The organism is Corynebacterium riegelii, from assembly GCF_016728505.1.
Lineage (GTDB): Bacteria > Actinomycetota > Actinomycetes > Mycobacteriales > Mycobacteriaceae > Corynebacterium > Corynebacterium riegelii.
Genome location: NZ_CP068159.1, coordinates 2246782 through 2268685, shown reverse-complemented (window position 1 = coordinate 2268685; position 21904 = coordinate 2246782). Strand labels below are relative to the sequence as shown.

General features: G+C 60.5%; 19 protein-coding genes and 1 pseudogene. 16 read left to right on the top strand and 4 right to left on the bottom strand.

The window, feature by feature from the left end:
• The first annotated feature begins 3 nt into the window (after positions 1–3).
• The 8 genes from gdhA (at position 4) to I6I71_RS10785 (ending at position 6657) form a co-directional block, all read left to right on the top strand.
• Positions 4–1350, top strand: a complete 1347-nt coding sequence (gdhA, locus tag I6I71_RS10820; protein WP_101734453.1) for an NADP-specific glutamate dehydrogenase — start codon at positions 4–6, stop codon at positions 1348–1350.
• Positions 1351–1429: 79 nt separating this feature from the next.
• Positions 1430–2200, top strand: coding sequence for a DivIVA domain-containing protein (locus I6I71_RS10815; protein WP_101734452.1), 771 nt, complete (start codon positions 1430–1432; stop codon positions 2198–2200).
• Between the two features lie 13 nt (positions 2201–2213).
• Entirely contained in the window at positions 2214–2750 is a 537-nt protein-coding gene (locus I6I71_RS10810) for a YceD family protein (protein WP_201820986.1), read from the top strand.
• Positions 2747–3499, top strand: coding sequence for a ribonuclease III (rnc, locus tag I6I71_RS10805; protein ID WP_201820984.1), 753 nt, complete (start codon positions 2747–2749; stop codon positions 3497–3499). Before I6I71_RS10810 ends, rnc begins: the two co-directional genes overlap by 4 nt.
• Before the next feature lies 1 nt (position 3500).
• The gene (mutM, locus tag I6I71_RS10800) at positions 3501–4337 is read left to right on the top strand and encodes a bifunctional DNA-formamidopyrimidine glycosylase/DNA-(apurinic or apyrimidinic site) lyase (protein ID WP_201820982.1); all 837 of its coding nucleotides are present in this window, start codon (positions 3501–3503) and stop codon (positions 4335–4337) included.
• Between the two features lie 22 nt (positions 4338–4359).
• Positions 4360–5877: an alanine/glycine:cation symporter family protein gene (locus I6I71_RS10795; protein ID WP_201820980.1), complete on the top strand. Its 1518-nt coding sequence runs from the start codon at positions 4360–4362 to the stop codon at positions 5875–5877.
• A 7-nt stretch (positions 5878–5884) separates the two neighbouring features.
• Positions 5885–6154, top strand: a complete 270-nt coding sequence (locus I6I71_RS10790) for an acylphosphatase (RefSeq protein WP_070465882.1) — start codon at positions 5885–5887, stop codon at positions 6152–6154.
• Positions 6154–6657 carry a flavin reductase family protein gene (locus I6I71_RS10785; RefSeq protein ID WP_201820978.1) on the top strand — a complete coding sequence of 168 codons (504 nt, stop codon included), beginning with the start codon at positions 6154–6156 and terminating at the stop codon, positions 6655–6657. Before I6I71_RS10790 ends, I6I71_RS10785 begins: the two co-directional genes overlap by 1 nt.
• A gap of 21 nt (positions 6658–6678) precedes the next feature.
• Here the strand turns inward: I6I71_RS10785 and I6I71_RS10780 are convergent, their stop codons facing one another.
• Entirely contained in the window at positions 6679–7026 is a 348-nt protein-coding gene (locus tag I6I71_RS10780; RefSeq protein ID WP_052203780.1) for a helix-turn-helix domain-containing protein, read from the bottom strand.
• A 75-nt stretch (positions 7027–7101) separates the two neighbouring features.
• Positions 7102–7446 carry a type II toxin-antitoxin system RelE/ParE family toxin gene (locus I6I71_RS10775; RefSeq protein WP_201820976.1) on the bottom strand — a complete coding sequence of 115 codons (345 nt, stop codon included), beginning with the start codon at positions 7444–7446 and terminating at the stop codon, positions 7102–7104.
• A gap of 125 nt (positions 7447–7571) precedes the next feature.
• Here I6I71_RS10775 and smc point away from each other — a divergent pair, with 125 nt between their 5' ends.
• The 4 genes from smc to ffh all read left to right on the top strand — a co-directional run bounded on the left by smc (position 7572) and on the right by ffh (position 14832).
• Positions 7572–11009, top strand: coding sequence for a chromosome segregation protein SMC (smc, locus tag I6I71_RS10770; RefSeq protein ID WP_201820974.1), 3438 nt, complete (start codon positions 7572–7574; stop codon positions 11007–11009).
• A gap of 18 nt (positions 11010–11027) precedes the next feature.
• Entirely contained in the window at positions 11028–11387 is a 360-nt protein-coding gene (locus I6I71_RS10765; RefSeq protein ID WP_141738231.1) for a hypothetical protein, read from the top strand.
• A 47-nt stretch (positions 11388–11434) separates the two neighbouring features.
• The gene (gene ftsY / locus I6I71_RS10760; RefSeq protein ID WP_083439709.1) at positions 11435–13087 is read left to right on the top strand and encodes a signal recognition particle-docking protein FtsY; all 1653 of its coding nucleotides are present in this window, start codon (positions 11435–11437) and stop codon (positions 13085–13087) included.
• Between the two features lie 101 nt (positions 13088–13188).
• Entirely contained in the window at positions 13189–14832 is a 1644-nt protein-coding gene (gene ffh / locus I6I71_RS10755) for a signal recognition particle protein (RefSeq protein ID WP_201820966.1), read from the top strand.
• Between the two features lie 35 nt (positions 14833–14867).
• On the opposite strand, the gene I6I71_RS10750 is transcribed toward ffh, so the two are convergent.
• Positions 14868–17015 (bottom strand): acyltransferase family protein, encoded by a 2148-nt coding sequence (locus I6I71_RS10750; protein ID WP_201820963.1) that lies wholly within the window; start codon positions 17013–17015, stop codon positions 14868–14870.
• A 239-nt stretch (positions 17016–17254) separates the two neighbouring features.
• Here I6I71_RS10750 and rpsP point away from each other — a divergent pair, with 239 nt between their 5' ends.
• On the top strand, positions 17255–17758 hold the full coding sequence (gene rpsP, locus I6I71_RS10745) for a 30S ribosomal protein S16 (protein ID WP_201820961.1): 504 nt from the start codon (positions 17255–17257) through the stop codon (positions 17756–17758).
• 66 nt (positions 17759–17824) lie between these two features.
• On the opposite strand, the gene I6I71_RS10740 is transcribed toward rpsP, so the two are convergent.
• Positions 17825–18067 (bottom strand): hypothetical protein, encoded by a 243-nt coding sequence (locus I6I71_RS10740; RefSeq protein WP_201820959.1) that lies wholly within the window; start codon positions 18065–18067, stop codon positions 17825–17827.
• A 672-nt stretch (positions 18068–18739) separates the two neighbouring features.
• Here I6I71_RS10740 and rimM point away from each other — a divergent pair.
• From rimM to I6I71_RS10725, 3 genes and pseudogenes are all read left to right on the top strand, one after another.
• On the top strand, positions 18740–19240 hold the full coding sequence (gene rimM, locus I6I71_RS10735) for a ribosome maturation factor RimM (protein ID WP_201820957.1): 501 nt from the start codon (positions 18740–18742) through the stop codon (positions 19238–19240).
• Positions 19233–20093 (top strand): annotated as a pseudogene (gene trmD, locus I6I71_RS10730) (tRNA (guanosine(37)-N1)-methyltransferase TrmD); the annotation flags it as partial. The gene rimM and the pseudogene trmD, both read left to right, overlap by 8 nt.
• Before the next feature lie 406 nt (positions 20094–20499).
• A complete protein-coding gene (locus tag I6I71_RS10725; RefSeq protein WP_201820953.1) occupies positions 20500–21885 on the top strand; it encodes an anaerobic C4-dicarboxylate transporter in 1386 nt (461 codons plus the stop codon).
• Positions 21886–21904: the final 19 nt, after the last annotated feature.

The window sequence follows — 21904 nt, the reverse complement described above, 5'->3', positions numbered from 1 at the left end:
GAAATGAGTGCAATTGATCAAGAGGTAGCTGGCTATTACGACAAACTGCTGAAGCGCAACGCAGGTGAACCGGAGTTCCACCAGGCTGTTGCAGAGGTGCTGGACTCGTTGAAGATTGTCCTGGAGAAGGACCCGCACTACGCAGATTATGGCCTGATCGAGCGCCTGTGTGAGCCAGAGCGCCAGATTATCTTCCGCGTGCCGTGGATGGATGACAACAACAACATTCGCGTCAACCGCGGTTTCCGCGTCCAGTTCAACTCCGCACTGGGCCCGTACAAGGGTGGGCTTCGTTTCCACCCGAGCGTGAACCTGGGTGTGATTAAATTCCTTGGCTTCGAGCAGATCTTTAAAAACTCCCTGACCGGCCTGCCAATTGGTGGCGGCAAGGGTGGCTCGGACTTTGACCCGAAGGGTAAGTCTGAGGGCGAGATCATGCGTTTCTGCCAGTCCTTTATGACGGAGTTGTGGCGCCACATCGGTGAGTACCGCGACGTACCGGCAGGCGACATCGGTGTTGGCGGCCGTGAGATCGGCTTCCTGTTTGGTCAGTACCGTCGCCTGGTAAACCAGCACGAGTCTGGTGTGCTCACCGGCAAGGGCTTGACCTGGGGTGGTTCCCTGGCACGTACGGAGGCAACCGGCTACGGCACGGTGTACTTCACCAACGAGATGCTCAAAGCCAAGGGGGATTCTCTCGACGGCGCGCGCGTGATCGTTTCCGGCTCCGGCAACGTGGCTATCTACGCCATTGCCAAGGCCCAGGAGCTGGGCGCAACCGTGGTCGGTTTTTCCGACTCCTCCGGTTGGGTGGAAACGCCCAACGGTGTGGACGTTGAGCTGTTGCGTGATGTCAAGGAGCGCCGCCGTGAGCGCGTTTCCGCCTACGTTGAAGGCGCAACGGGAGCCACCTTCCACGCAGACGGTTCCATCTGGGATCTCAAGGCAGATGTGGCACTGCCGTGTGCGACGCAGAACGAGCTGAATGCTGATCACGCACGCACCCTGATCGCCAACGGTGTGCGCTACGTGGCGGAAGGTGCAAACATGCCGTCCACCGCGGATGCTGTTGAGGTCTTCCGTGAGGCAAAGATCAGCTTCGGACCAGGCAAGGCAGCCAACGCCGGTGGTGTGGCTACCTCCGCACTGGAGATGCAGCAGAACGCATCGCGCGATTCCTGGAGCTTCGATTACACGGATGAGCGCCTGCACAAGATCATGTCCAACATTTTCAAGGTGACAAAGAACACCGCTGCTGAATATGGCCGTGAGGGCGACTACGTTGTGGGCGCCAACATTGCGGGCTTTACCAAGGTGGCTGACGCCATGTTGGCGCAGGGCGTGATCTAGCGTCTGATCTAGGGCGGTTTGTGGGGTCAACGGAGCGTCGTAAAGCAAAATGCTCCGTTTGCGCCGTAGTGTTTGAGGCATGTACCGCGTTTTTGAAGCTCTCGATGAACTTGTCCAAACGGTGGAGCAAGCCTACGGCGTGCCCATGACGTCGAACTGCATGGTGCCGCGCAACGAGATGCTGGCACTTCTGGATGATTTGCGCAACGCGCTACCGGAAGAGCTAGATGATGCTCAGGACGTACTGGACAAGCAGGACGAGATCCTGCGCGGCGCTCAAGAGCGCGCTGATGACCTGGTCTACGGGGCAGAAGATGAGGCGCGCAGGCTTGTAGACGATGCGCATGCGCAGTCCGACGCAATGCTTGCGGATGCACAGTCGCAGGCCACTATGCTGGTGTCCAACGCGGAAAATGACGCTAACGCGCTGGTAGGGCGGGCTCGTGAGGAGGCGGATACCACCGTCGGCCGTGCGCGCGAGGAAGCCGATCGCTTGGTTGAGTCCGGTAACCAGGAATACCAGCGCAGCGTGGACGAGGGCTTGGCGCAGCAGCAGCGTTTGGTCTCTGAGTCTGAGGTGATGCACCGTGCGGACGAGGAAGCTCGCCGCCTAGTGGAGCAGGCCAATGTCGAGTCTTCCCGCCTGCGCTCCGAGTGCGACAGCTACGTGGATGCGAAGTTGGCGGAGTTTGAAGAGTCCCTGTCTTCGGTACTGCGAACGGTCAGCTCGGATCGTTCCGCATTGCGTCGCGGCGCTGGAGTGTCTGGTGCGCAGCGAGTTGATGCTGGTCACGAGCAGCCTGAGCGTTACCCAGCGCGTGAGAGGACGCGTCGCCCGCGCACCAACTAGTGTGTAAGGCGTTATGTCTGAAAATCCCTTCATCATTAATGTTGCTGACGCCTTGTATGGCGACGGCATGCCGGTTACGGTGACCCAGACTGGGCCGTCGCCGTCGCGTATTGGTCCGGAAATGATTGCTATCCCCGAAGGGGAAACCGTCACGGTGGAGGCCACGGTAATTCCGCTCGGCTCGGGCGTGATGGTTGATGCCACCGCGACCGCCACCCTGACAGGGCAGTGCGTACGCTGCTTGAATACGTTGCACCCGACTGAGAGCATCCGGGTGGAGCAGGTGTTTTCTGCTAACGATGCGTTCATTACCGGGGACGCAGAGGTGGATGAAGACACGGGCTCTGGCGATGAAATCAAGTCTGTTGTGGACGACAACGTCGATCTGGAGCAGGCCTTTATCGATGAGGCCGGGTTGAGCTGGCCGTTTAACCCGACGTGTGAGCCGGAGTGCGACCACGACTCTGATGTCCCTGCACCGGATGGTGTTTCGGGTGAGGAGCAGGAGCGAGTGGATCCACGCTGGGCTGGTTTGGAGAAGTTCCTGTGAGCCGGTCTCGCAAGAAGCGGGTAAGTGGTGAGGAAGCGTGGCAGCTGGCCTATGATGCGGTGGATCACACCCCACTGATCGAGGCGCTTGGCTTGCCGCTGTCAGATGAGGCGCTGAAGCTGGCGCTGACGCACCGTTCGTTTGCTAATGAAAATGATCACTTGCCAAACAATGAGCGTTTGGAGTTTTTGGGTGATGCGGTTCTCGGCCTGTCTGTGGCCACCAAGCTTTTTGAGCTGTACCCGACCCGTCCGGAGTCTGAGCTTTCCCCGATGCGTGCGGCGATTGTGTCGCGCTACGGCCTTGCGGATGTAGCTCGTGAGATCAACCTTGGCCCTCATGTGATTATTGGCAAGGGCGAAGAGGTCACCGGTGGTAGGCAGAAGGAGTCCATCCTGGCTGATACCACCGAGGCACTCTTTGGCGCGCTGTACTTGGAGCATGGCTTTGAACCTGCGCGCGATGTGGTGCTGCGTCTGTTTGAGAGGAAGCTGCGCACAGCTACGGCTACCAGCCGCCACCATGACTGGAAGACTGAGCTGCAGGTGCGCTTGGCCGAGCTGAAGCTGCCGGTAGCTGAGTACTCGGCAGAGTCCGAGGGCCCTGAGCATGATCAGGTGTTTACCGCGCAGGTGCTTGTGGACGGTGAGGTGCGCGGAACTGGCCAGGGGCCGAATAAGAAGCTGGCGGAGCAGGAGGCCGCTCACCAGGCGGTGCTGTACCTGCGCGATCACGTGTTTGAGGTCTAGCGTGCCGGAGTTGCCTGAGGTTGAGGTAGTTCGCCGCGGTTTAGATGAGCTGGTGGTTGGCCGCACCTTTGGCCGCGTTGAGGTGTTGCACCCGCGTGCGGTGCGCGGCAACACCGTGGATCTCACCCAGGTCCTGCCGGGGCTAAGCATCACTGGCACCGGCAGGCGGGGGAAGTTTTTGTGGCTCTTGCTTAGCGACGCCCACGTGCTCCTCACCCACCTGCGCATGAGCGGACAAATGCTGGTGGGGGCTCCCGGTTTTACGCAACACCCACACGTGCGCATTCGAGCAGAGCTGCTTGCGGCTGGTGAGGTGCCGTTGGAGCTTGCGTTTGTGGATCAGCGCACGTTTGGGTTCTGGCAGTACGCCGAACTAGTTGACGGCATTCCGCAGCCTGCGTTGCATGTCGCGCCGGATCCGTTTGACCCCGAGTTTGATCTGCGCTCGGCTGGGCGCGCGGTGCGGCGGAAGAACTCGCCAGTGAAGTCGGTGTTGCTTAACCAAGAGGTGGTCAGCGGTATCGGGTCAATCTATGCGGATGAGGCGATGTGGGCGGCGCGGATTAAACCGTGGCGCACGGCGCGCACCATGCGCCAGCGTGACGCGGAGGCAGTACTTGCAGCGTCGCGTGAAGTGATGGCGCAGTCGCTCGCCCGTGGCGGGACCAGTTTTGATGCGTTGTATGTCAACGTCAACGGGGAGTCCGGAAACTTCATGCAGTCCCTTCACGCCTATGGGCGCGCAGGTGAGCTGTGTGCGCGCTGCGGCACCCCAATTGAGCGGGTAATGGTGGGGCAACGCTCGAGTTTTTTCTGCCCAAGTTGCCAAGTGCTCTAGATCACTCGCTAAACTGCCGCCTATGGATTCCGCCTTTTCTTTTGTAGACGGCACACTTAACGGCTTCATCTGGAGCCTGGTGCCATGGTTCCTTGTTGCGGCCGGTGTGTACTTCGGTCTGCGCACGTTGTTTGTGCAGTTCCGCCTGTTCCCGGCAATGCTGAAGGCTGTTGCAGAAACCCCGAAGGGGAAAGACCGTGAAGGTCGTGACCTGGATGAGGAATACGGCGGCCTGTCCGCGTTCAAGGCATTCACTATTTCTGCTGCCTCGCGTGTAGGCACCGGCAACATCGCAGGTGTGGCGCTGGCTATCTCGATCGGTGGCCCAGGTGCGGTGTTCTGGATGTGGATGCTGGCGTTGCTTGGTGGCGCGACCGCGTTTGTGGAGTCGACTCTGGCGCAGCTGTGGAAGACCAAGGATGCAGACGGCAACTACCACGGTGGCCCGGCGTATTACATGACGCGAGGGCTTGGCTGGCGCCCACTGGCCGTGCTGTTCTCCGTCTTCTTGGCCTTTACCTACGGCTTTGTCTACAACGCGATTCAGACCAACTCCATCGTGGAGGCTGTCGGCGGTTCCTTGAACAGTGACTCGATGCAGCTGAAGGCAATCGTTGCTGCCGTGATCGCAGTCTTGACCGCGCTGGTGATTTTCGGCGGTGTCACCCGTATTGCGTCGTGGACGCAGGTCATCGTGCCGTTCATGGCTGGTGCCTACATCTTGATGGGTGTTTGGGTGCTTGTGGTCAACATTACTGAGATCCCCGACATGTTTGCCATGATCGTCGGCCACGCATTGGGGATCCGCCAGGTTGCTGGTGCTGGCGTGTGGTTGGCGTTTACGCAGGGTATGCGCCGTGGTTTGTTCTCTAACGAGGCCGGTATGGGGTCCGCCCCGAACGCCGCGGCAACGGCAACCGTGTCCCACCCGGTAAAGCAGGGCTTGGTGCAGACCCTTGGTGTGTACTTTGACACCCTGCTGGTCTGCTCCATTACCGCTTTTGTGGTGCTGCTCGGCCCGGCCGTGGACTACGGCATGGACGATATCCAGGGTGCTGCACTGACACAGTCCGCACTCGCCGACTCCGTGGGCGCGTGGGGCGCGCACGCTATCACGTTCATTCTGTTCTTCCTGGCGTTTAACTCCGTGATTGGTAACTACTACCTTGCGCAGGCAAACCTGGAGTACCTCACCTCCTCCAAGACTGCGATGACGGTGTTTCGTCTCGTGGTCATCGGCTTTGTCATCTTCGGTGCGTTTGGCTCTGTGCCGCTGGTGTGGGCGCTGGGCGACACCATGGCAGGTCTGCTCGCGCTGTTCAACATCATCGCGATCATCCCGCTGGGTGGTGTGGCCATCAAGCTGCTGAAGAACTTCAACGAGCAGCGCTCCAAGGGCGTGGATCCGGTATTCCACCGTGACATGCTGCCGGAGATCAAAAATGTTGAGTACTGGGACGGTTCTGACCCGGTGACCCGCCGTAGCGCCGAGGACCGCGTTGCCTTGCGCAAGGAAGGCAAGGAAGGCCACAGTGCCTAAGACCCGCATGACGGCCCACGTCCGCGGACATGTCCAAGGCGTGGGTTTTCGCTGGTGGACGCGCTCGCGTGCGCTGGAGCTCGGCTTAGCCGGCTACGCCAAGAATCTTGTGGACGGACGTGTGGAGGTTGTGGCTGAGGGGGATGCGGTGGGCGTCGATAAGCTGAAAGCCCTGCTAGAGGAACAACCGAGTTCGGCGAACCGACCAGGCCGCGTAGATGGGGTACAGGCTCAGTACAGTGAACCGAAGGGGGCAACCGGATTCGAGGAGCGCTGATGGAAGCACAACAGTTCAAAGACGCTATGAGCCAGCTTGCAGCGGCGGTGACCATTGTGACCACCGGGACCGAAGAAGCACCGCATGGTACGACGGTCAGCGCGTTTATGTCGCTGTCGCTGGATCCGCCGATGGTGCTGGTGAGCCTGGATCAACGCTCCTCGCTGCTTGGGCAGCTGACGCTGGGTGCACCGATTGGCATCAACGTGCTGTCCACAGAGCAGGGAGATCTGGCCCGCCGATTTGCGGACAAGAGTGTGGACAGGTTTGAGGGAGTGAGCTATTCGCTTGTCGACGGTGCGCCGAAGCTTCCCTGCAACCACACCTGGGTCGCAGGCAACGTCGACCAACTGATCGCGGTAGGGGACCACGTGCTGGTTGTGGTGGACGTGGAAGCCGCAGAGGTGAACTCGAACCAGCCACTTTTGTACTGGCAACGTGAGTTTGGCACGCACGGCACCATCGAACCTGGTGAGGTGCGCGCCCAGGCGGTGGAGCCGTAACCGACTGCTTGGCTACGGGTTTTAGGCCTGTTGGTTGTGCTGGGTGGCGGTGTTTGCTGGAGTGGCTTGTGCAAAGCTTAGGAAGACCTTTAGATGTGCGCCGGTAGCTCGGGCATAGCGCTGCAGCGTTGACAGCTGCGGGTCAGTTTCGCCGCGCTCCAGGTCAGAGATAGCTGACTGGGTTGTTCCCATAACTTCGGCGACGTCGCGCTGGGACATGCCGGCTTGTTTTCTGCCAGCTCGCAATGCGTCAGCAAGGCGCATCCGAGTTTCTGCGTCTTCCGCTGCCTCAGTGATGTCTGGGTCAGTGAATAATTCCTCGAAGTCGAATTCTTCGGAGTTGGAATCGCGGTATTGAGTGGTGTTCATAGTCGCCCCCTTGCAGCGTATCTGTCATAGCCGATATTACAGTAATGATCGGCGTGGGCCGATATCTGACCGTGATTAGTTTCTATTCCGCCAGTTTTTAAGTCGCTGCTCAGCCTTCTGGAGTTCGGTCTTAGGTGTCTTTCTTTGGTTTTTGAAAAAGCATGACAGGATGATGTAGTGCACTGGAGAGTCCTGAATAAGCATCGCCCGGTAATGGTTGCCTCCAACCTGGACTCTGACTTCATAGAGTTCGCCGCGAAGGTGTCGCAGATCTTGTAAACCGATTTCTGCCTTGGCTAAGCGCTTGAGCTTGGCGCCTAGCGCACCCTGGCCCTCTTTGGACAAGGCTTTGAATTCACGCTTGCTTACAGGATCGCTTTCTCCCCCTGGTGCGTACCATCGAATCTGGTTTCTATACATAAATCCCCCCGCCATCTACGTGAAACCCCCTGAATTGGATATGGAGTTTAGCGGATCGGTGGCCGATTCGGTGCACAAGGTCCGCATGAGGGTGGGAGTGGTGGCCTGCCTGTAAAATCCACAGAATGCATTTGAAATCGCTGACGCTGAAGGGCTTTAAGTCCTTCGCTTCAGCGACCACAATGAAGTTTGAGCCTGGTATTTGTGCCGTGGTGGGCCCGAATGGTTCGGGCAAGTCTAATGTGGTGGACGCGCTTGCCTGGGTGATGGGGGAGCAGGGCGCGAAGAATCTGCGCGGCGGCAAGATGCAGGACGTGATCTTCGCGGGCGCGGGTGAGCGTAAACCTTTGGGGCGAGCGGAAGTCACGCTGACGTTTGATAACAGTGACAAGCGCCTGCCGATTGATTTCACCGAGGTGGCGATTACGCGGCGCATGTTCCGCGATGGCGCCAGCGAATATGAGATCAACGGGGCGAAAGCGCGTCTGATGGACGTGCAGGAGCTGTTGAGCGACTCCGGTATTGGCCGTGAAATGCACATCATCGTGGGCCAGGGCAAGCTTGCGGAAATCCTGGAGTCGCGCCCTGAGGAGCGCCGCGCCTTCATTGAAGAAGCCGCAGGTGTGCTCAAGCACCGTCGCAGGAAGGAAAAGGCGCAGCGCAAGCTTAACGGCATGCAGGCCAACCTGGACCGTCTGACGGACTTGACGGAAGAGTTGGGCAAGCAGTTAAAGCCCTTGGCCCGTCAGGCAGAGGCTGCCAAGCGTGCGGCGACGGTGCAATCTACGCTTCGCGACGCACGCCTGCGCATCGCCGGCCACCAAATCGTCACCCTTCGCACCGCCTATAACCAGGCGGTGGAGGAAGCGGAACTCCGCAAAGCTGGCGCGGAGGCAGCTGCAGAAGCGCTAGAGGAAGCCGTAGCCATCCAAGAGACGATCGAGGCGGAGCAGGCGGACGCCCAGCCTGCTGCCGAGGCTGCCCAGCGCACTTGGTTCAGCCTGTCCACGCTGGCGGAACGAGCCAATGCCACAGGGCGTATTGCAGCAGAGCGCACCCGAAGCGCCTCGATGCCGGTGCCGTACGCGGGGCAGGATCCTGAGGAACTTGAAGCCCGGGCGAAGGCTGCGGACCAGCGTGAGGCGGAGACGCTTGAGGCAGCGGAGGAGGCTGCGGAGCGTCTAGCTGAGGTCCACGAGCTGGTCGAAGAGGCCCAGGAGGAGTTTGACGCCGCTGAGCGCGAGCACTTGGCGCGCTTGCGTGCGATCGCGGACCGTAGGGAAGGCGTGGTGCGCCTGCTAGCGCAGGAAGAATCCTTGGTGCAGGCGGTGGAGTCGGCGGAAGATGAGGTGCGTCGTTTAGAAGAAACGCTCACTGAAACTCGCGCGCGTGCGAGAGCCGCACAAGATGAGGCGGCAGAGGTAGCCCAGCGGTTGCAGGTCATTGAGTCTGAGCGTGGGCCGTTGGACGCGGCGTATGAGCGTGCTCGCGCTGAGGCCCAGTCTGCCGAATCCAGGTTGGCGCAGTTGCAGGATGCGCGCCGTGAGCGTGAGCGCGCGGTGTTTGCGCTGGAGGCGCGTATTGCGGCGCTTAATGAGCAAGCACCGAAGTCGCCAGCAGCCGAGGTGCTTGAAGGCTTTGGTCCCTTGGCGGTGCAGGTCAGTGCGGAGTCTGGCTATGACGTTGCGCTTGCTGCGGCCCTCGGTGCGGCGGCAGAGGCTCTTGTGGGTGAGGTGACTCCGGGTGCGATTGAGGCTTTGGGTGGCGCCTCGCGCGGGATCATCATTGATCCTGTTGGTGGCCAGTCCTGGCGTTTGGAGACGGACGTTCAGGTGGACTGGTTGCTCGATCACGTGGTTCTGACTCCTGAGGTACAAGGACCGGTGACGCGTCTGTTGGTGGATGTTGCGCTGGCGGACAATGTGGAGCAGGCACGCGAGATTGTGGATGCGGATCCGCGCCTGCGGGCAGTTACCCCTGACGGCGTGCTGGTTGGCGAGGGCTGGGTAGCCGCTGGCAGCGCACAAACCACCACGGTTGAGGTCACCGCCCAGATTGACGCTGCGCAGAAAGAGCTGGAAACCGCGAGTGAGAACCTGGCACAGCTCGCTGGCACCTTGGAGGGTGCAACCCTTGCGGCGGAGGACGCACGCGTCGCTGCGGCTGCGGCGAAAGCGGCGCTGAATGAGCACGACACGCACGTCGCCTCGTGGCGCCGCGACCTGTCTCGTTTGCAGCAGCAGGCGAGCGCGAGCGAGGAGACGCACGCGAAGGCCGCAGGCCGCGTCAACGAGGCAGAGCTGCGTGCCCGTAAGCAACAGCAGGCGTTGGAGGAAACGCGGGATCGCCTCAGCCGCGTTGAGGAGCCGGAGACTGAGGAACCATCAACGGCGGAGCGTGACCGAGCCCAGGCAAAACTCACCCAGGTCAAAGCCGCTGAGATGGAAGCCACCATGGCGTTTCGCTCGGCGCGCCAGGCTGCGGAGGCGAACGCGGGACGCTCTGCCGCGCTGCGCAAGCAGGCGGAGCACGAGCGTCAGGCGAAAGCACGCCACGATGAGGCGCAAAAGCGCAGGCAGACTGAGGCTGAGCTGGCCCGTGCGGTGGCAGCCATGTCGGAGGAGCTTGTTGTGCGTATCGACGCAGCGCTTATCCGCGCAGCGTCCCAACGCGACGAGCGTGGTGCTCACGTCAGCGCACTTCGAGCACGCCAGCAGGAGGCGAAAAACGCAGTCGCAGCAGCGCGTCAAACTGCAACCCGTGCCCAGGAATCGGCGCATGCGGCTGAGATTGCCCGCTCGCAGGCACAGGTGCGTATGGACGAAGCGGAGGCTCAAGCCACCTCCTCACTAGGCATCGCAGTGGATGACTTGGTCGCGGGCTACACGCCAGACGACAACTTTGACCTGGATGCTGAGCAGCAGCGTCTGCGCCAGGCGGAGAAGGACCTGCGCGCGCTGGGCAAGGTCAACCCACTGGCCCTGGAGGAGTTCAAGGCACTGGAAGAGCGCTACGGGTTCTTGTCCACGCAGCTGTCGGACGTGATCCAGGCACGCAAGGACCTTGAGGGCGTGATTGAGGACGTTGACGCGCAGATCCTCACCCTGTTCACCGACGCCTGGCGCGATGTGGAGGCGGAGTTCCCGCGCGTGTTTGCCACGCTGTTCCCGGGTGGCGAAGCGCGCCTGATCCTGACTGATCCCACCGACATGCTCACTACGGGCCTTGAGATTGAGGCGCGCCCACCGGGGAAGAAGGTCAAGCGCCTATCTTTGCTCTCCGGCGGGGAGAAGTCCTTGACGGCACTGGCGTTTCTGGTTGCTATCTTCCGCGCACGCCCCAGCCCGTTTTATGTGCTCGATGAGGTTGAGGCCGCCCTTGATGACGTCAACTTACGCCGTCTCATCGCCCTGCTCGAAGAACTGCGTGAGGATTCCCAGCTGATTGTGATCACGCACCAAAAGCCCACCATGGATGTGGCGAACGTGCTCTATGGCGTGACCATGCGTGGCGACGGTGTTACCCGCGTCATCTCCCAGCGCATGCAGCCCACGCCGAAGTAGCCGCTACTATTGCCAACTATGGATTCAAACTTTCGATGGATAAAGCTTATGGTTGCTGGTTCGGCCCTGTCCGTGTTGCTTACTGCCTGCGCATCTGCCGGTGCACTTGATGGCACCTATGTTCAGGCCGAGACAAACCCAGCCGCTAACGACCCCTCGTCGATGATAACTACGTTGACTATCGACGGTGAGAATTGCGAGCTGAGCGCTGAGACCATGCCCGACACCCAGGACGCGATGGTGCAGACATGTTCGGTGAAGGACGGGGCGCTTGTATTTTCTGCCGGTAACGCAGAAGCGGCTGTTCCTTTTGAACAGATTGCAGGAGGCGATATCCGTCTTGGGGATCACGGAGAAACCCTCTTAGTAAAACAATAACCCCCAGCCTTGGCAGGGGTGTGGCCAAGGCTGGCACTATAGAGTGCATGACAAACATGACAGTTCTGTGGGTAGTCGTTGGCGTAGTCGTACTACTGCTGATCATTCTGGGCATCATCATTGCCGGAAAGCAGCGCAAGAAGGCGAAGACCGTCTCCTTTGAAAAGCAGGTGGAATCTGCCGAGCCGAAGCAGCTCACCCGCGAGGAGAAGTCTGGCAACTACCAGGCCAAGGGCGGGTTTAACTTCGCGCAGGCCGACGCCGCACCGAAGCAGCCGGAGCCAGTACGGCGCGAGCCCGCAGCTGCGCCTGCTGCCCCTGCCGAGCCAGTGGCGCCGGTAGAACCCCCGGTAGAACCCCAAGCGTCGGGCCTTGCGCCGCACCTAGAAGAGCAGCTCGCCGCCGAGCAGGAGAAGCAGGCTGAACAGGTCGAGCAGGTTAATCAGCCAGAAGAGGCTGTAGTTGATGCACAGGCTGCGGTTGAGCAGGAAGAGCCGAAGCCCTTCCCGGAGCCGGAGTCTCAGGCGGTTGTCGCGCCCGAGCCAGTTTCCGAGCCTGAGGCGGTTGTCGAGCCCGAGCCGGTTGTTGAGGAAGATCCGGTTGTGGAATCGGAGCCGGTGGACGTCGAAAAGCATGAGGCTCTCGCTGCTGAAGCTGCGGCTGCCGCGGCGGTTGCGGCTGACAGTGCGGAGGAGGCACTGGCGGCTGAGGACGTCGAGGTGTCCGAGGATGCAGTAGTCACCCCGGCGCCGGCTGCTGAGGCGCAGATTGACCAGATCGAGCCTGCGGCTGGCCGAATTGGCAAGTTGCGTGGGCGCCTGTCGCGCTCCCAGAACGCGATTGGTCAGGGCCTGCTGGGCATTCTGACCGCGGGTGATTTGGATGAGGATGCCTGGGAGGAAATCGAAGACACGCTCATCATGGCGGATCTTGGTGCGCAGCTGACCATGAAGGTTGTGGACTCGCTGCGTGAGAAGATTGCACAGCGCGGTGTCTCCAGCGAGGCTGAGGCCCGCGCGATGCTGCGCGAGACCCTGATCGAGGCAGCGCGTCCAGATATGGATCGTTCGATTAAGGCCATGCCGAACGAGGGCAAGCCTGCCGTCATCCTGGTTGTGGGTGTCAACGGGACGGGCAAGACCACCACCACCGGCAAGCTTGCGCGTGTGCTGGTGTCCATGGGTCACACCGTGGTCCTTGGCGCGGCAGATACGTTCCGTGCAGCGGCGGCAGACCAGCTTGAGACCTGGGGTCGCCGTGTTGGTGCATCCACCGTGCGCGGCAAGGAGGGGGCGGACCCGGCTTCCGTTGCCTTCGACGCTGTGACTACGGGCGTGGACCAGGGCGCAGACGTTGTGGTGGTGGACACCGCAGGACGCCTGCACACCGCAACTGGTCTGATGGATCAGCTGGGCAAGGTCAAGCGCGTAGTAGAAAAGAAGTCCAACGTGGACGAGGTACTGCTGGTACTGGATGCCACGGTTGGCCAAAACGGTATCGCGCAGGCGCGCGTGTTCCGTGAGGTTGTAGACATCACCGGTGTGGTGCTGACCAAGCTGGATGGCACCGCCAAGGGCGGCATCGTCTTCCAGGTACAGGAGGAGCTCGGTGTACCGGTGAAGCTGGTCGGCCTGGGCGAGGGCGCTGATGATTTGGCGCCGTTTGAGGTGGAAAGCTTCGTCGACGCGCTTTTGGGTTAGTTGCTCGGCCAACAGACGGGTTTCGGCCTCAACGTGCGCAGGCGCTAGGCTGGTTGGAGTTATTTTTACGTATCCGCGATTAGTTCACAGGAGTACGCGACGTGTTTGAGTCATTGTCCGATCGCTTGCAATCGGCCCTTGGTGGCCTGCGCGGGAAAGGAAAGCTCACCGAGGATGACATCAACGCCACCGCGCGCGAGATCCGCATCGCGCTGCTGGAGGCGGATGTCTCGCTGCCTGTGGTCAAGACCTTTATTAAGCGCGTCAAGGAACGTGCACTCGGCGCAGACGTATCCGCGGCGCTGAACCCTGCACAGCAGGTAATCAAGATTGTTGATGAGGAGCTGACGAACATCCTCGGCGGCGAAACTCGCCGTCTGCAGTTGGCGAAGAACCCGCCGACTGTGATCATGCTTGCAGGTCTGCAGGGTGCTGGTAAGACCACACTCGCCGGAAAGCTGGCAAAGCACCTGTCCAAGCAGGGGCACACCCCGCTGTTGGTGGCGTGTGATCTGCAGCGCCCGGGCGCGGTGCAGCAGCTGCAGATTGTCGGTGAGCGCGCAGGCGTGCCTACCTTCGCGCCGGACCCGGGTACCTCCACCGACTCGTATGCACACGAGATGGGTACTTCCCATGGTGACCCGGTGGCGGTGGCTACCCAGGGTGTGGAGTACGCACGTCAGAATAAGAATGACGTGGTCATCATCGATACTGCGGGTCGCCTCGGTATTGATGAAGAGCTGATGACCCAGGCCCGCAACATTCGTAACGCGGTGAACCCGGACGAGGTTCTCTTTGTCATTGACGCGATGATCGGTCAGGACGCGGTTTCCACCGCCGAGGCGTTTGCCGCCGGCGTGGACTTCACCGGCGTGGTGCTGACCAAGCTTGATGGTGACGCCCGTGGTGGTGCTGCGCTGTCTATCCGTGAGGTGACGGGTAAGCCGATCCTGTTTGCGTCGACAGGCGAAAAGCTCGATGACTTCGATGTCTTCCACCCGGACCGCATGTCCAGCCGAATCCTTGGCATGGGTGACCTGCTTTCCCTGATTGAGCAGGCAGAGCAGACCTACAACGAGAAGGACGCAGAAGCTGCAGCGACCAAGCTTGCCTCCGGTGAGCTAACCCTGGAGGACTTCCTGGATCAGCTGCTGATGATCCGCCGCATGGGCCCGATTGGCAACTTGCTGAAGATGATGCCGGGCGGCAAGCAGATGAACCAGATGGCGGACATGGTGGATGAGAAGCAGCTGGATCGCATCCAGGCCATCATTCGCGGCATGACCCCGCAGGAGCGTCAGGATCCGAAGATCCTTAATGCTTCAAGGCGGAAGCGTATTGCCGCCGGTTCCGGCGTCACCGTCGCTGACGTGAATCAGCTTGTAGAGCGCTTCTTTGAGGCGAAGAAGATGATGGGCCGTATGGCCGGTCAGTTTGGCTTCCCGGGCGCGCCTGGCATGGGCCGTTCCGCCACGAAGAAGAAGCCGAAGGGCCGCAAGGGTAAAAATGGCAAGCGCAAGCCGGTGAAGCGTTCCGGTGGTGGCATGCCGGGTGGATTCCCGGGCATGGGCGGCGGTATGCCAGGCGGCTTCCCGGGCATGCCGGGTATGGGCGGCGGTATGCCGGACCCGAAGGAGCTTGAGGCACTGCAGAAGCAGCTTCCGGCTGGGATGCAGGGTATGGACCTGAACAACCTTGACTTCAACGAAGCGATGAAGCGTATGGGCAAGGGGAAGTTCTTCTAACTGCCTGAGCTGCCCGGGCGGGCTAACTGCCCGGGCTAGTTTCCGGTGTGGGGGATGTTGAGGGCGTCGAAGATTGGCGCCATCTCCTCCCACAACAGGGGGGTCAGTGAGCGCGCGTAGGCGTTCGAGATGTGGTTTTGGTCGCGGTAGATGTAGACGTTGCCAATCTGTGGTGGGCAGGTGGTTTCGTTGCAGTACCAGATAGACGTATCCACGCTGTAGAGGTGATCCGTGCCGTCTAAGTAGCCTGCGGCCGGGTCGGGCTCTGGGTAGACCTCACGCGTAGGCATTGAGCAATCGGCCTCGGTGCCGCCTGCGACGATGCAGAAGTTCGGGTCCATGGGGTTGCCAAACTGGTCGAAGAACCAGGGATTATCGCGCAGCCCTAGGAACGGGATCTCGTTCTGCGCGAGGTTGTACCACAGGTTGGCATAGGCGTCCGGCACAGTATCTGCCGCGGTATCCACGGCACCGGCACGACCGCCGGGGCGGGTGGAGTTGGAAATCACAAGATCCGGGTCCAGCGCCACGATCTCCGCGAAAGCATGGTCGCCCCACTCGGCGCAGACCTCAGAGACGATGTCGAAGCGATCCTCGCCGCCAATCACCAGCGGGCATTCCTGGCGCACGTAAGGCACGACCTTAAACCCGTGCTCCTTGCCCAGGATGTCCAGTGGGATGACGAATGGCTCGATGTGTGAGCCGCCCGTCATGACAACGGTGACGTCTGCCTCGGTGTCACCCCAGACGCAGTCCGGTCCTGGCATTTCGTCGGCAGGTGCCGGCAGGAAGATCATGCAGTCCTGGTGGCCAATCGGCGGGTAGATACCGGCAACCAGGGATGGATCCGGCTTCGCGGCGATGCTGGGCACGTCCACACCCGTGATCGCAAGCGCTCCCGGGTACCTGGTGGGATCCAGCGGTCGGTCTTCCATATCCACGCGTGCGTTCCACAGTGGCTGCACGGTCAGCGCCCCGACGAACAGCGCGGCGATCAGCACACCGCCAGCCGCACGCCCTGCACCGGCGCGGGTGCGCATTGTCTTGCGGGCATCCGCCACAGGGTGCTCGCCTGCTAATGGACGCTTGCGATGCTGACGAAGCGGTGCCTCCAACAGCGCGTGCGTGACGTGTGCCAACGCAAGCGAAGCCACAATGACAGCCACGCCAACCAGCGGCGGCGGGCTGTCAAAGCCGCCGGAGGCAGTCACAATGATCAACAGTGGCCAGTGCCAGAGATACAGCGAGTAGGCGATGTTGCCCAGCCACGTCATCGGCTTTGAAGCAAGCACGTTGGACACCGGGTTGGCATTGCCGCTGACAATGATCAGTGCGGCGCCTGCCAGCGGCAGCAGCGCTAGCGGGCCGGGGAACGCAAGCGAGCTAGGAATGACTAGGCCTGTAATGGTGATCAGTACTACGCCAAGTCCTGCTGTGAACGTGCTCGCGGGCGCGGGGACGAAGAAGCGGGCGGGCACAAAAGACAACAGCGCGCCGAGGGAGAGCTCCCACGCACGGGAAAAGGTGGAGTAGTAGTTCGCTGGCGTGCCGAAAAGGCCGTAACGGCTGGCATACGTAAAAGAGGCGATGGTGACTACAGCCAACACGATGATGGCCAGGCGCTGGCCTGCCTCGCGGTTGAACTGTGTCTTTGTAGCCAGCCATGCCAGCAGGGTCCCGAAAAGGATGCCGAAGATATAGAACTGGCCCTGCACCGACATGGACCACAGATGCTGCAGGGGAGACGTAGTGTCACTGGCGGCAGCGTATGCCGCATCTTGCGCTGTGAGCTGCCAGTTTTGGTAGTAGAGCAGGGAGGCGGTGAATTGGGCGGCAAGCTCGTCACCCATCAGCTCCGGTGCAAGCAGCAGCACACCCGCAAGGGATGCAAGTAGTACGACAACAAGCGCCGGGACAAGCCTTCGCACTGTGCGCCAGAATGGCCACCACGGGTTCAGGTTCGGGTTGGGGCGCAGCGCGTAACGCAACTGCCCGCCCAGGAAGAAATACCCAGACAGGAACAAAAAGACGTCCACGCCGCCGGAGACCTTGCCAACAAAGACGTGGAAGAGGACAACAAGAGCAATTGCGTAGCCACGCAGGCCGTCGAGATCAACGCGGTACGCGCGCGATCCGGAGGTACCGGGATTGGTAGTATCCCGGTTTGGCCCTTGTGTGGTCATTTCTGCAACACTACCTCGGCCACGCGGGGTGAACGGAAACCAACCCTCGGGTGGCGCGTGGGTGACGTGCAGTTTGGGATTGTGGGTGTGCTGCTATTACAATCTTTCAAGTCCTGCGTCAGAGCCGTGATCCGGATACGTCCGCCCGGCCAGTCACGCGCAGGGAAAACCAGGGGCTGAACCGGCTCGTCGAAAAGCGGCGAGTGCCTGCACTGCCCAGTGACCTTGAAGGAAGAATCATGGCTGTAAAGATCAAGCTGCAGCGTATGGGTAAGATCCGTAACCCGCAGTACCGTGTTGTTATCGCTGATGCACGTACCCGCCGCGATGGCCGTTACATCGAGAACATCGGCATCTACCACCCGAAGGAAGAGCCGTCGCTCATCCGCATTGACTCTGAGCGTGCACAGTACTGGCTGGGCGTTGGCGCACAGCCGACCGAGCCGGTGCTGCAGCTGCTGAAGGTCACCGGTGACTGGCAGAAGTTCAAGGGCCTTGAGGGTGCAGAGGGCTCCCTGAAGGTTGCTGAGGAGAAGCCGTCCAAGCTTGACCTGTTCAACAAGGCTCTCGAGGAGGCCAACAACGGCCCGACCGCTGAGGCAATCACCGAGAAGCGCAAGAAGGCTAAGGAAGACGCAGAGGCCAAGGCTGCTGCTGAGGCTGAGGCTGCTGCCGCCGCTGAGGCTGCAGAGGCTGAGGCTGTCGCCGAGGATGACGCCGCAGCCGAGTCCGAGGACAACTAAGCTTCATTCAGCTCGTATGCACAATGCCCAGCGGTTTTTGCTGGGCATTTTGCTTGTCGACGGCTCCTACCGCACGCTATCCCGAAACGCCCGCGCGGCCAGCACGTGCTTGCACGGGCCACGTGTGTCCTTGTGCTTGGCAAACCAGAAACAGGTGCGTGCAAACGCGGAAGTGTCGGCGCTGTAAGCCGACAGCTTGGTCACGTACGGGCGCAGCGGGATGAACTTCTTCGCCTGCGGCCCCGGAAGCTCCTGCTGCAGCGTCATCGAGGCGCTGATGCGCGGCGGTGTAGCTCGCAGTTGGAGCAAAACTGCCGCGCATTTCCAATTGCCCCAAGGCCTCGAAGCAGTCAGTTGCGGGAACCTGGAAAGATAATTCGGCTCATGGACAGTGCCATTATTACTTCACTAATCGCGCGTATATCTTCTCGCCTTGGCATTTCTACCCCGTCGAGCCGAGATAAATGCAACAACTCCTGATACGGTTGCGATGATTAGGTATTCAACAACTCCTACATTCGCTTCAGTTAGAGCTATTAGCGCAACTAGAAGCAAGCCGGTTAAAACGAAAACGCCGATGAAGATAGCGGCGAAAACTAGCTTGTTAGACATTATTTATTTACCTGGTTTGTGTGCCAATCTAGCGTGCATTGACTAATTTAATGGCAGGCGTCAGGACCAGAAGGATTAAACGGCTGTGAAGTGTTTCAAAAGTTGCTGTTAAACCGGAGCCCAAAAGAGTGGAGATGAGTAGTTAACGGACGCTAGGCTCCGGGGCTTGTTCGGTTGCAAAACTTTCCGCTTGTGTGCAGCTTGGAACCAAGGGGGTACGAACCGCTCACTCGCCCAGTAGACGAAATGATGGTGGGAGAGGGCGGGTCCGCGAGAGAGTTCCCTCAGATAGTTGGTCAAGTGGACATCCTGGAAGTTGGGCGCAGGCTGGGGTAGTAGCCGCATCCGTCTCTTGTAGCCTTATGTCTCATGGAAATGCTTATCGGTCGGGTGGTGAAATCCCACGGGGTTCGTGGCGAGGTTGCCGTTGAGTTGCTGGCAGACGAATCCGTTGACCACATTGTGGTTGGGGAAGTGCTCACGGGTCGCCAGACGGGCAAAGAGGTGCAGCTTACGGTAAAGACGGTGCGTCCGCATCAGCAGCGCCTCTTGGTCAGTTTCGAGGAGGTCCCCGACCGTACTGTGGCAGATAGCTTGCGGGGTATGAAGTTTTTCGCCGAGCAGCTTGAGCGCGACGAGGACTCTGATGAGTACTACAACCATGAGCTCATCGGTTTAAAGGTGCGACACGGTGGCAATGAGGTCGGCGAAGTTACCGGTGTGATGGACGCGCCGAATCGCAAGATTCTGGAGATTGATTACGGTGGCAAGGAAGTACTCGTACCGTTTGTGATGGAGTTCGTGCCAGACATCGACCTAGATGAGGGGTACCTAGAGATCACCCCGCCAGAGGGTTTGCTTGATGTCTAGTCAGGATAGGCGGCTGCGTTTAGACGTCATCACGATCTTTCCCGAGTACCTCGAACCCTTGCGTCACGCACTTTTGGGCAAGGCGATTGAACAGGGGATCTTGGCAGTGGGCGTGCATGATCTGCGCGACTGGGCCACGGGCAACCACAAGTCTGTAGATTCGCCGCCGCTTGGTGGCGGTCCCGGCATGGTGATGAAGCCGGAAGTATGGGGGCCTGCTCTCGACAGCGTTGCGGAGGGCCGCGTCGGTGCTGATTTGGAGACGGCGGCGGCACACCGAAATGACAAGGCACGCCACGATGATGTGGCTGAGGTTGCCGCACGCCCGTATGCCGTTCCCAGTGATGTGCGCAAAGGGGAGGACCCGGACGCGCCATTGCTCTTGGTGCCCACCCCTGCCGGCAAACCCTTTACCCAGGCGGATGCGCAAGCGTGGTCGCGGGAAAACCACATCGTTTTCGCCTGTGGCCGATATGAAGGTATTGATCAGCGCGTGTTTGAAGACGCAACCCAGCGCTACCGGGTGCGCGAGGTGTCGATCGGGGATTACGTACTCATCGGTGGGGAAGTGGCGGTGCTGGTCATCGCCGAGGCTGTCACGCGCCTCATCCCAGGCGTGTTGGGCAATACCGAAAGCCATGAGGATGACAGCTTTTCCGACGGCTTGTTGGAAGGGCCGAGTTACACCAAGCCGCGCGTGTGGCGCGGCATCGAAGCACCGGCGGTGTTGACGTCGGGCGATCACGCCAAAGTAGAGCAGTGGCGCCGTGAGCAGTCGCTGAAGCGCACCCGTGCGGTGCGCCCGGAACTGCTTGAAGCGGCTGATCTGAGTGCGGAAGATCGCTTTATGTTGGACGCCCAGGACATGGTGACGGAGTTGGACGTGTTGGGGTGGCGGCGTGGCGTCGAGAAGCAAATGCGAAGGGCGCTGAAGAAGGCTGGCTACCGGGTGGAATCCATCGAGGCTGTGGAGCGCGGGGCCGACGTGTGCTTCGGTCCGTCCATGCTGGAGACCGAGTATGAGCGGCGTGAGGGGCGGCCGTGTACGGAGCCGTTGGTGAAGCTGACTGTTCGGGGGCGTACGGCGCTGGCGCCGACGGAGGCGACAAAAGCGGTGGTAGCTGCGCTGCCGAGGGGTGCTGACTGGTACGGGTCAACGCGAGTGGTGTAAAGCGTGGTGTAGATCACGGCCGCAGGATTCGGTGTCAATGGGATTACCAAAGTAACTTTTAGGTGTTACCTAAAGGGAAAGGATTCTCATGCTGGCATCGATACTTGATCCAACATCCACGATCGCTATCTTGCTGCAGATCCTCATCATTCTCGGCGCCCTGCTCCTTGGCACCCGCTACGGCGGAATCGGCCTCGGACTGATCTCAGGCATTGGCCTGATGATCATGGTGTTCATCTTCGGCCTTGCGCCAGGTGAACCTCCCGTCGGAGTGATGCTGACCATCATCGCCGTGATCGGTTGTGCGGCGACGCTTCAACAGGCACGAGGCCTGGAAGTGATGATGCAGCAAGCAGAGCGAATCCTGCGTGCGCACCCAGAGCGCATCACCATTTTGGCCCCGCTGACCACCTGGTTTCTCACCGTGCTCTGCGGCACGGGACACGTGGTCTACACCATGTTTCCGATTATTGAAGACATCGCGCTGAAGAAAGGCATCCGCCCTGAGCGCCCGATGGCCGTGGCGTCCACCTCGGCGCAGATGGGTATTACTGCTTCGCCGGTGTCGGTGGCAACGGTCTCGCTCGCCTCGATTTTGGCGGAGCACGCCGGGGCGATTGAGAAGGCGTATTCAATTCCGCAGATTCTGATGGTGGCCATTCCGGCGTCCCTAAGCGGTGTACTCTTGGCTTCCCTGTGGTCGCTGCGCCGCGGCAAGGACTTGGACAAAGACCCGGTGTTCCAGGAGCGCATGAAGGATCCGGCGTTCGCGGAATCCATTCAGGCGTCCAGCCACTCGCTTTTGGGGGAGAAGTTCCCCAAAACCGCGTACAAGTCAGTGTGGATCTTCCTGGGTGGTATCGCCTTTGTGGTTGTCCTCGGCGCGTTCGAAAGGCTGCGCCCCGCGTGGCCGAACGATGCCGGCGATATGAAGCCGCTATCTATGAACCTGGCCATTCAGATGGTGATGCTCTTTGCCGGCGCGTTGATTCTGCTGCTGTGCAAGGCGGACCACAAAAAGATTGCCTCTACGCCAGTGTTCAAGGCGGGCATGACGGCAGTGTTCTCCGTTTTCGGTGTTGCGTGGATGGCAGACACGTTCTTTGCCACCCACATCGACCAACTGGAGTCCTCGCTGGGCGCGGTGGTGCAGCAGGCGCCGTGGGCGTACGCACTGGTGCTGCTCATCGTGTCCAAGCTGGTCAACTCCCAGGGGGCCGCGCTGGTGGCCATCGCCCCGATCGGTTTGGCGTTGGGCATTGACCCGAAGATTATCGTTGGCTTCTACGGCGCTGCGTACGGCTACTGGATTCTGCCGACCTACCCGTCTGACCTGGCCTGCATCGGCTTTGACCGCACGGGTACCACCCGCATTGGCAAGTACGTGATCAACCACTCCTTCCTCATTCCGGGTGCAATCTCCGTGTTCACCTCGTGTGTTGTCGGCTCCCTGTTGGCCCAGGCGTTGCTCTAAGGAGGCACCGCGCTAGACT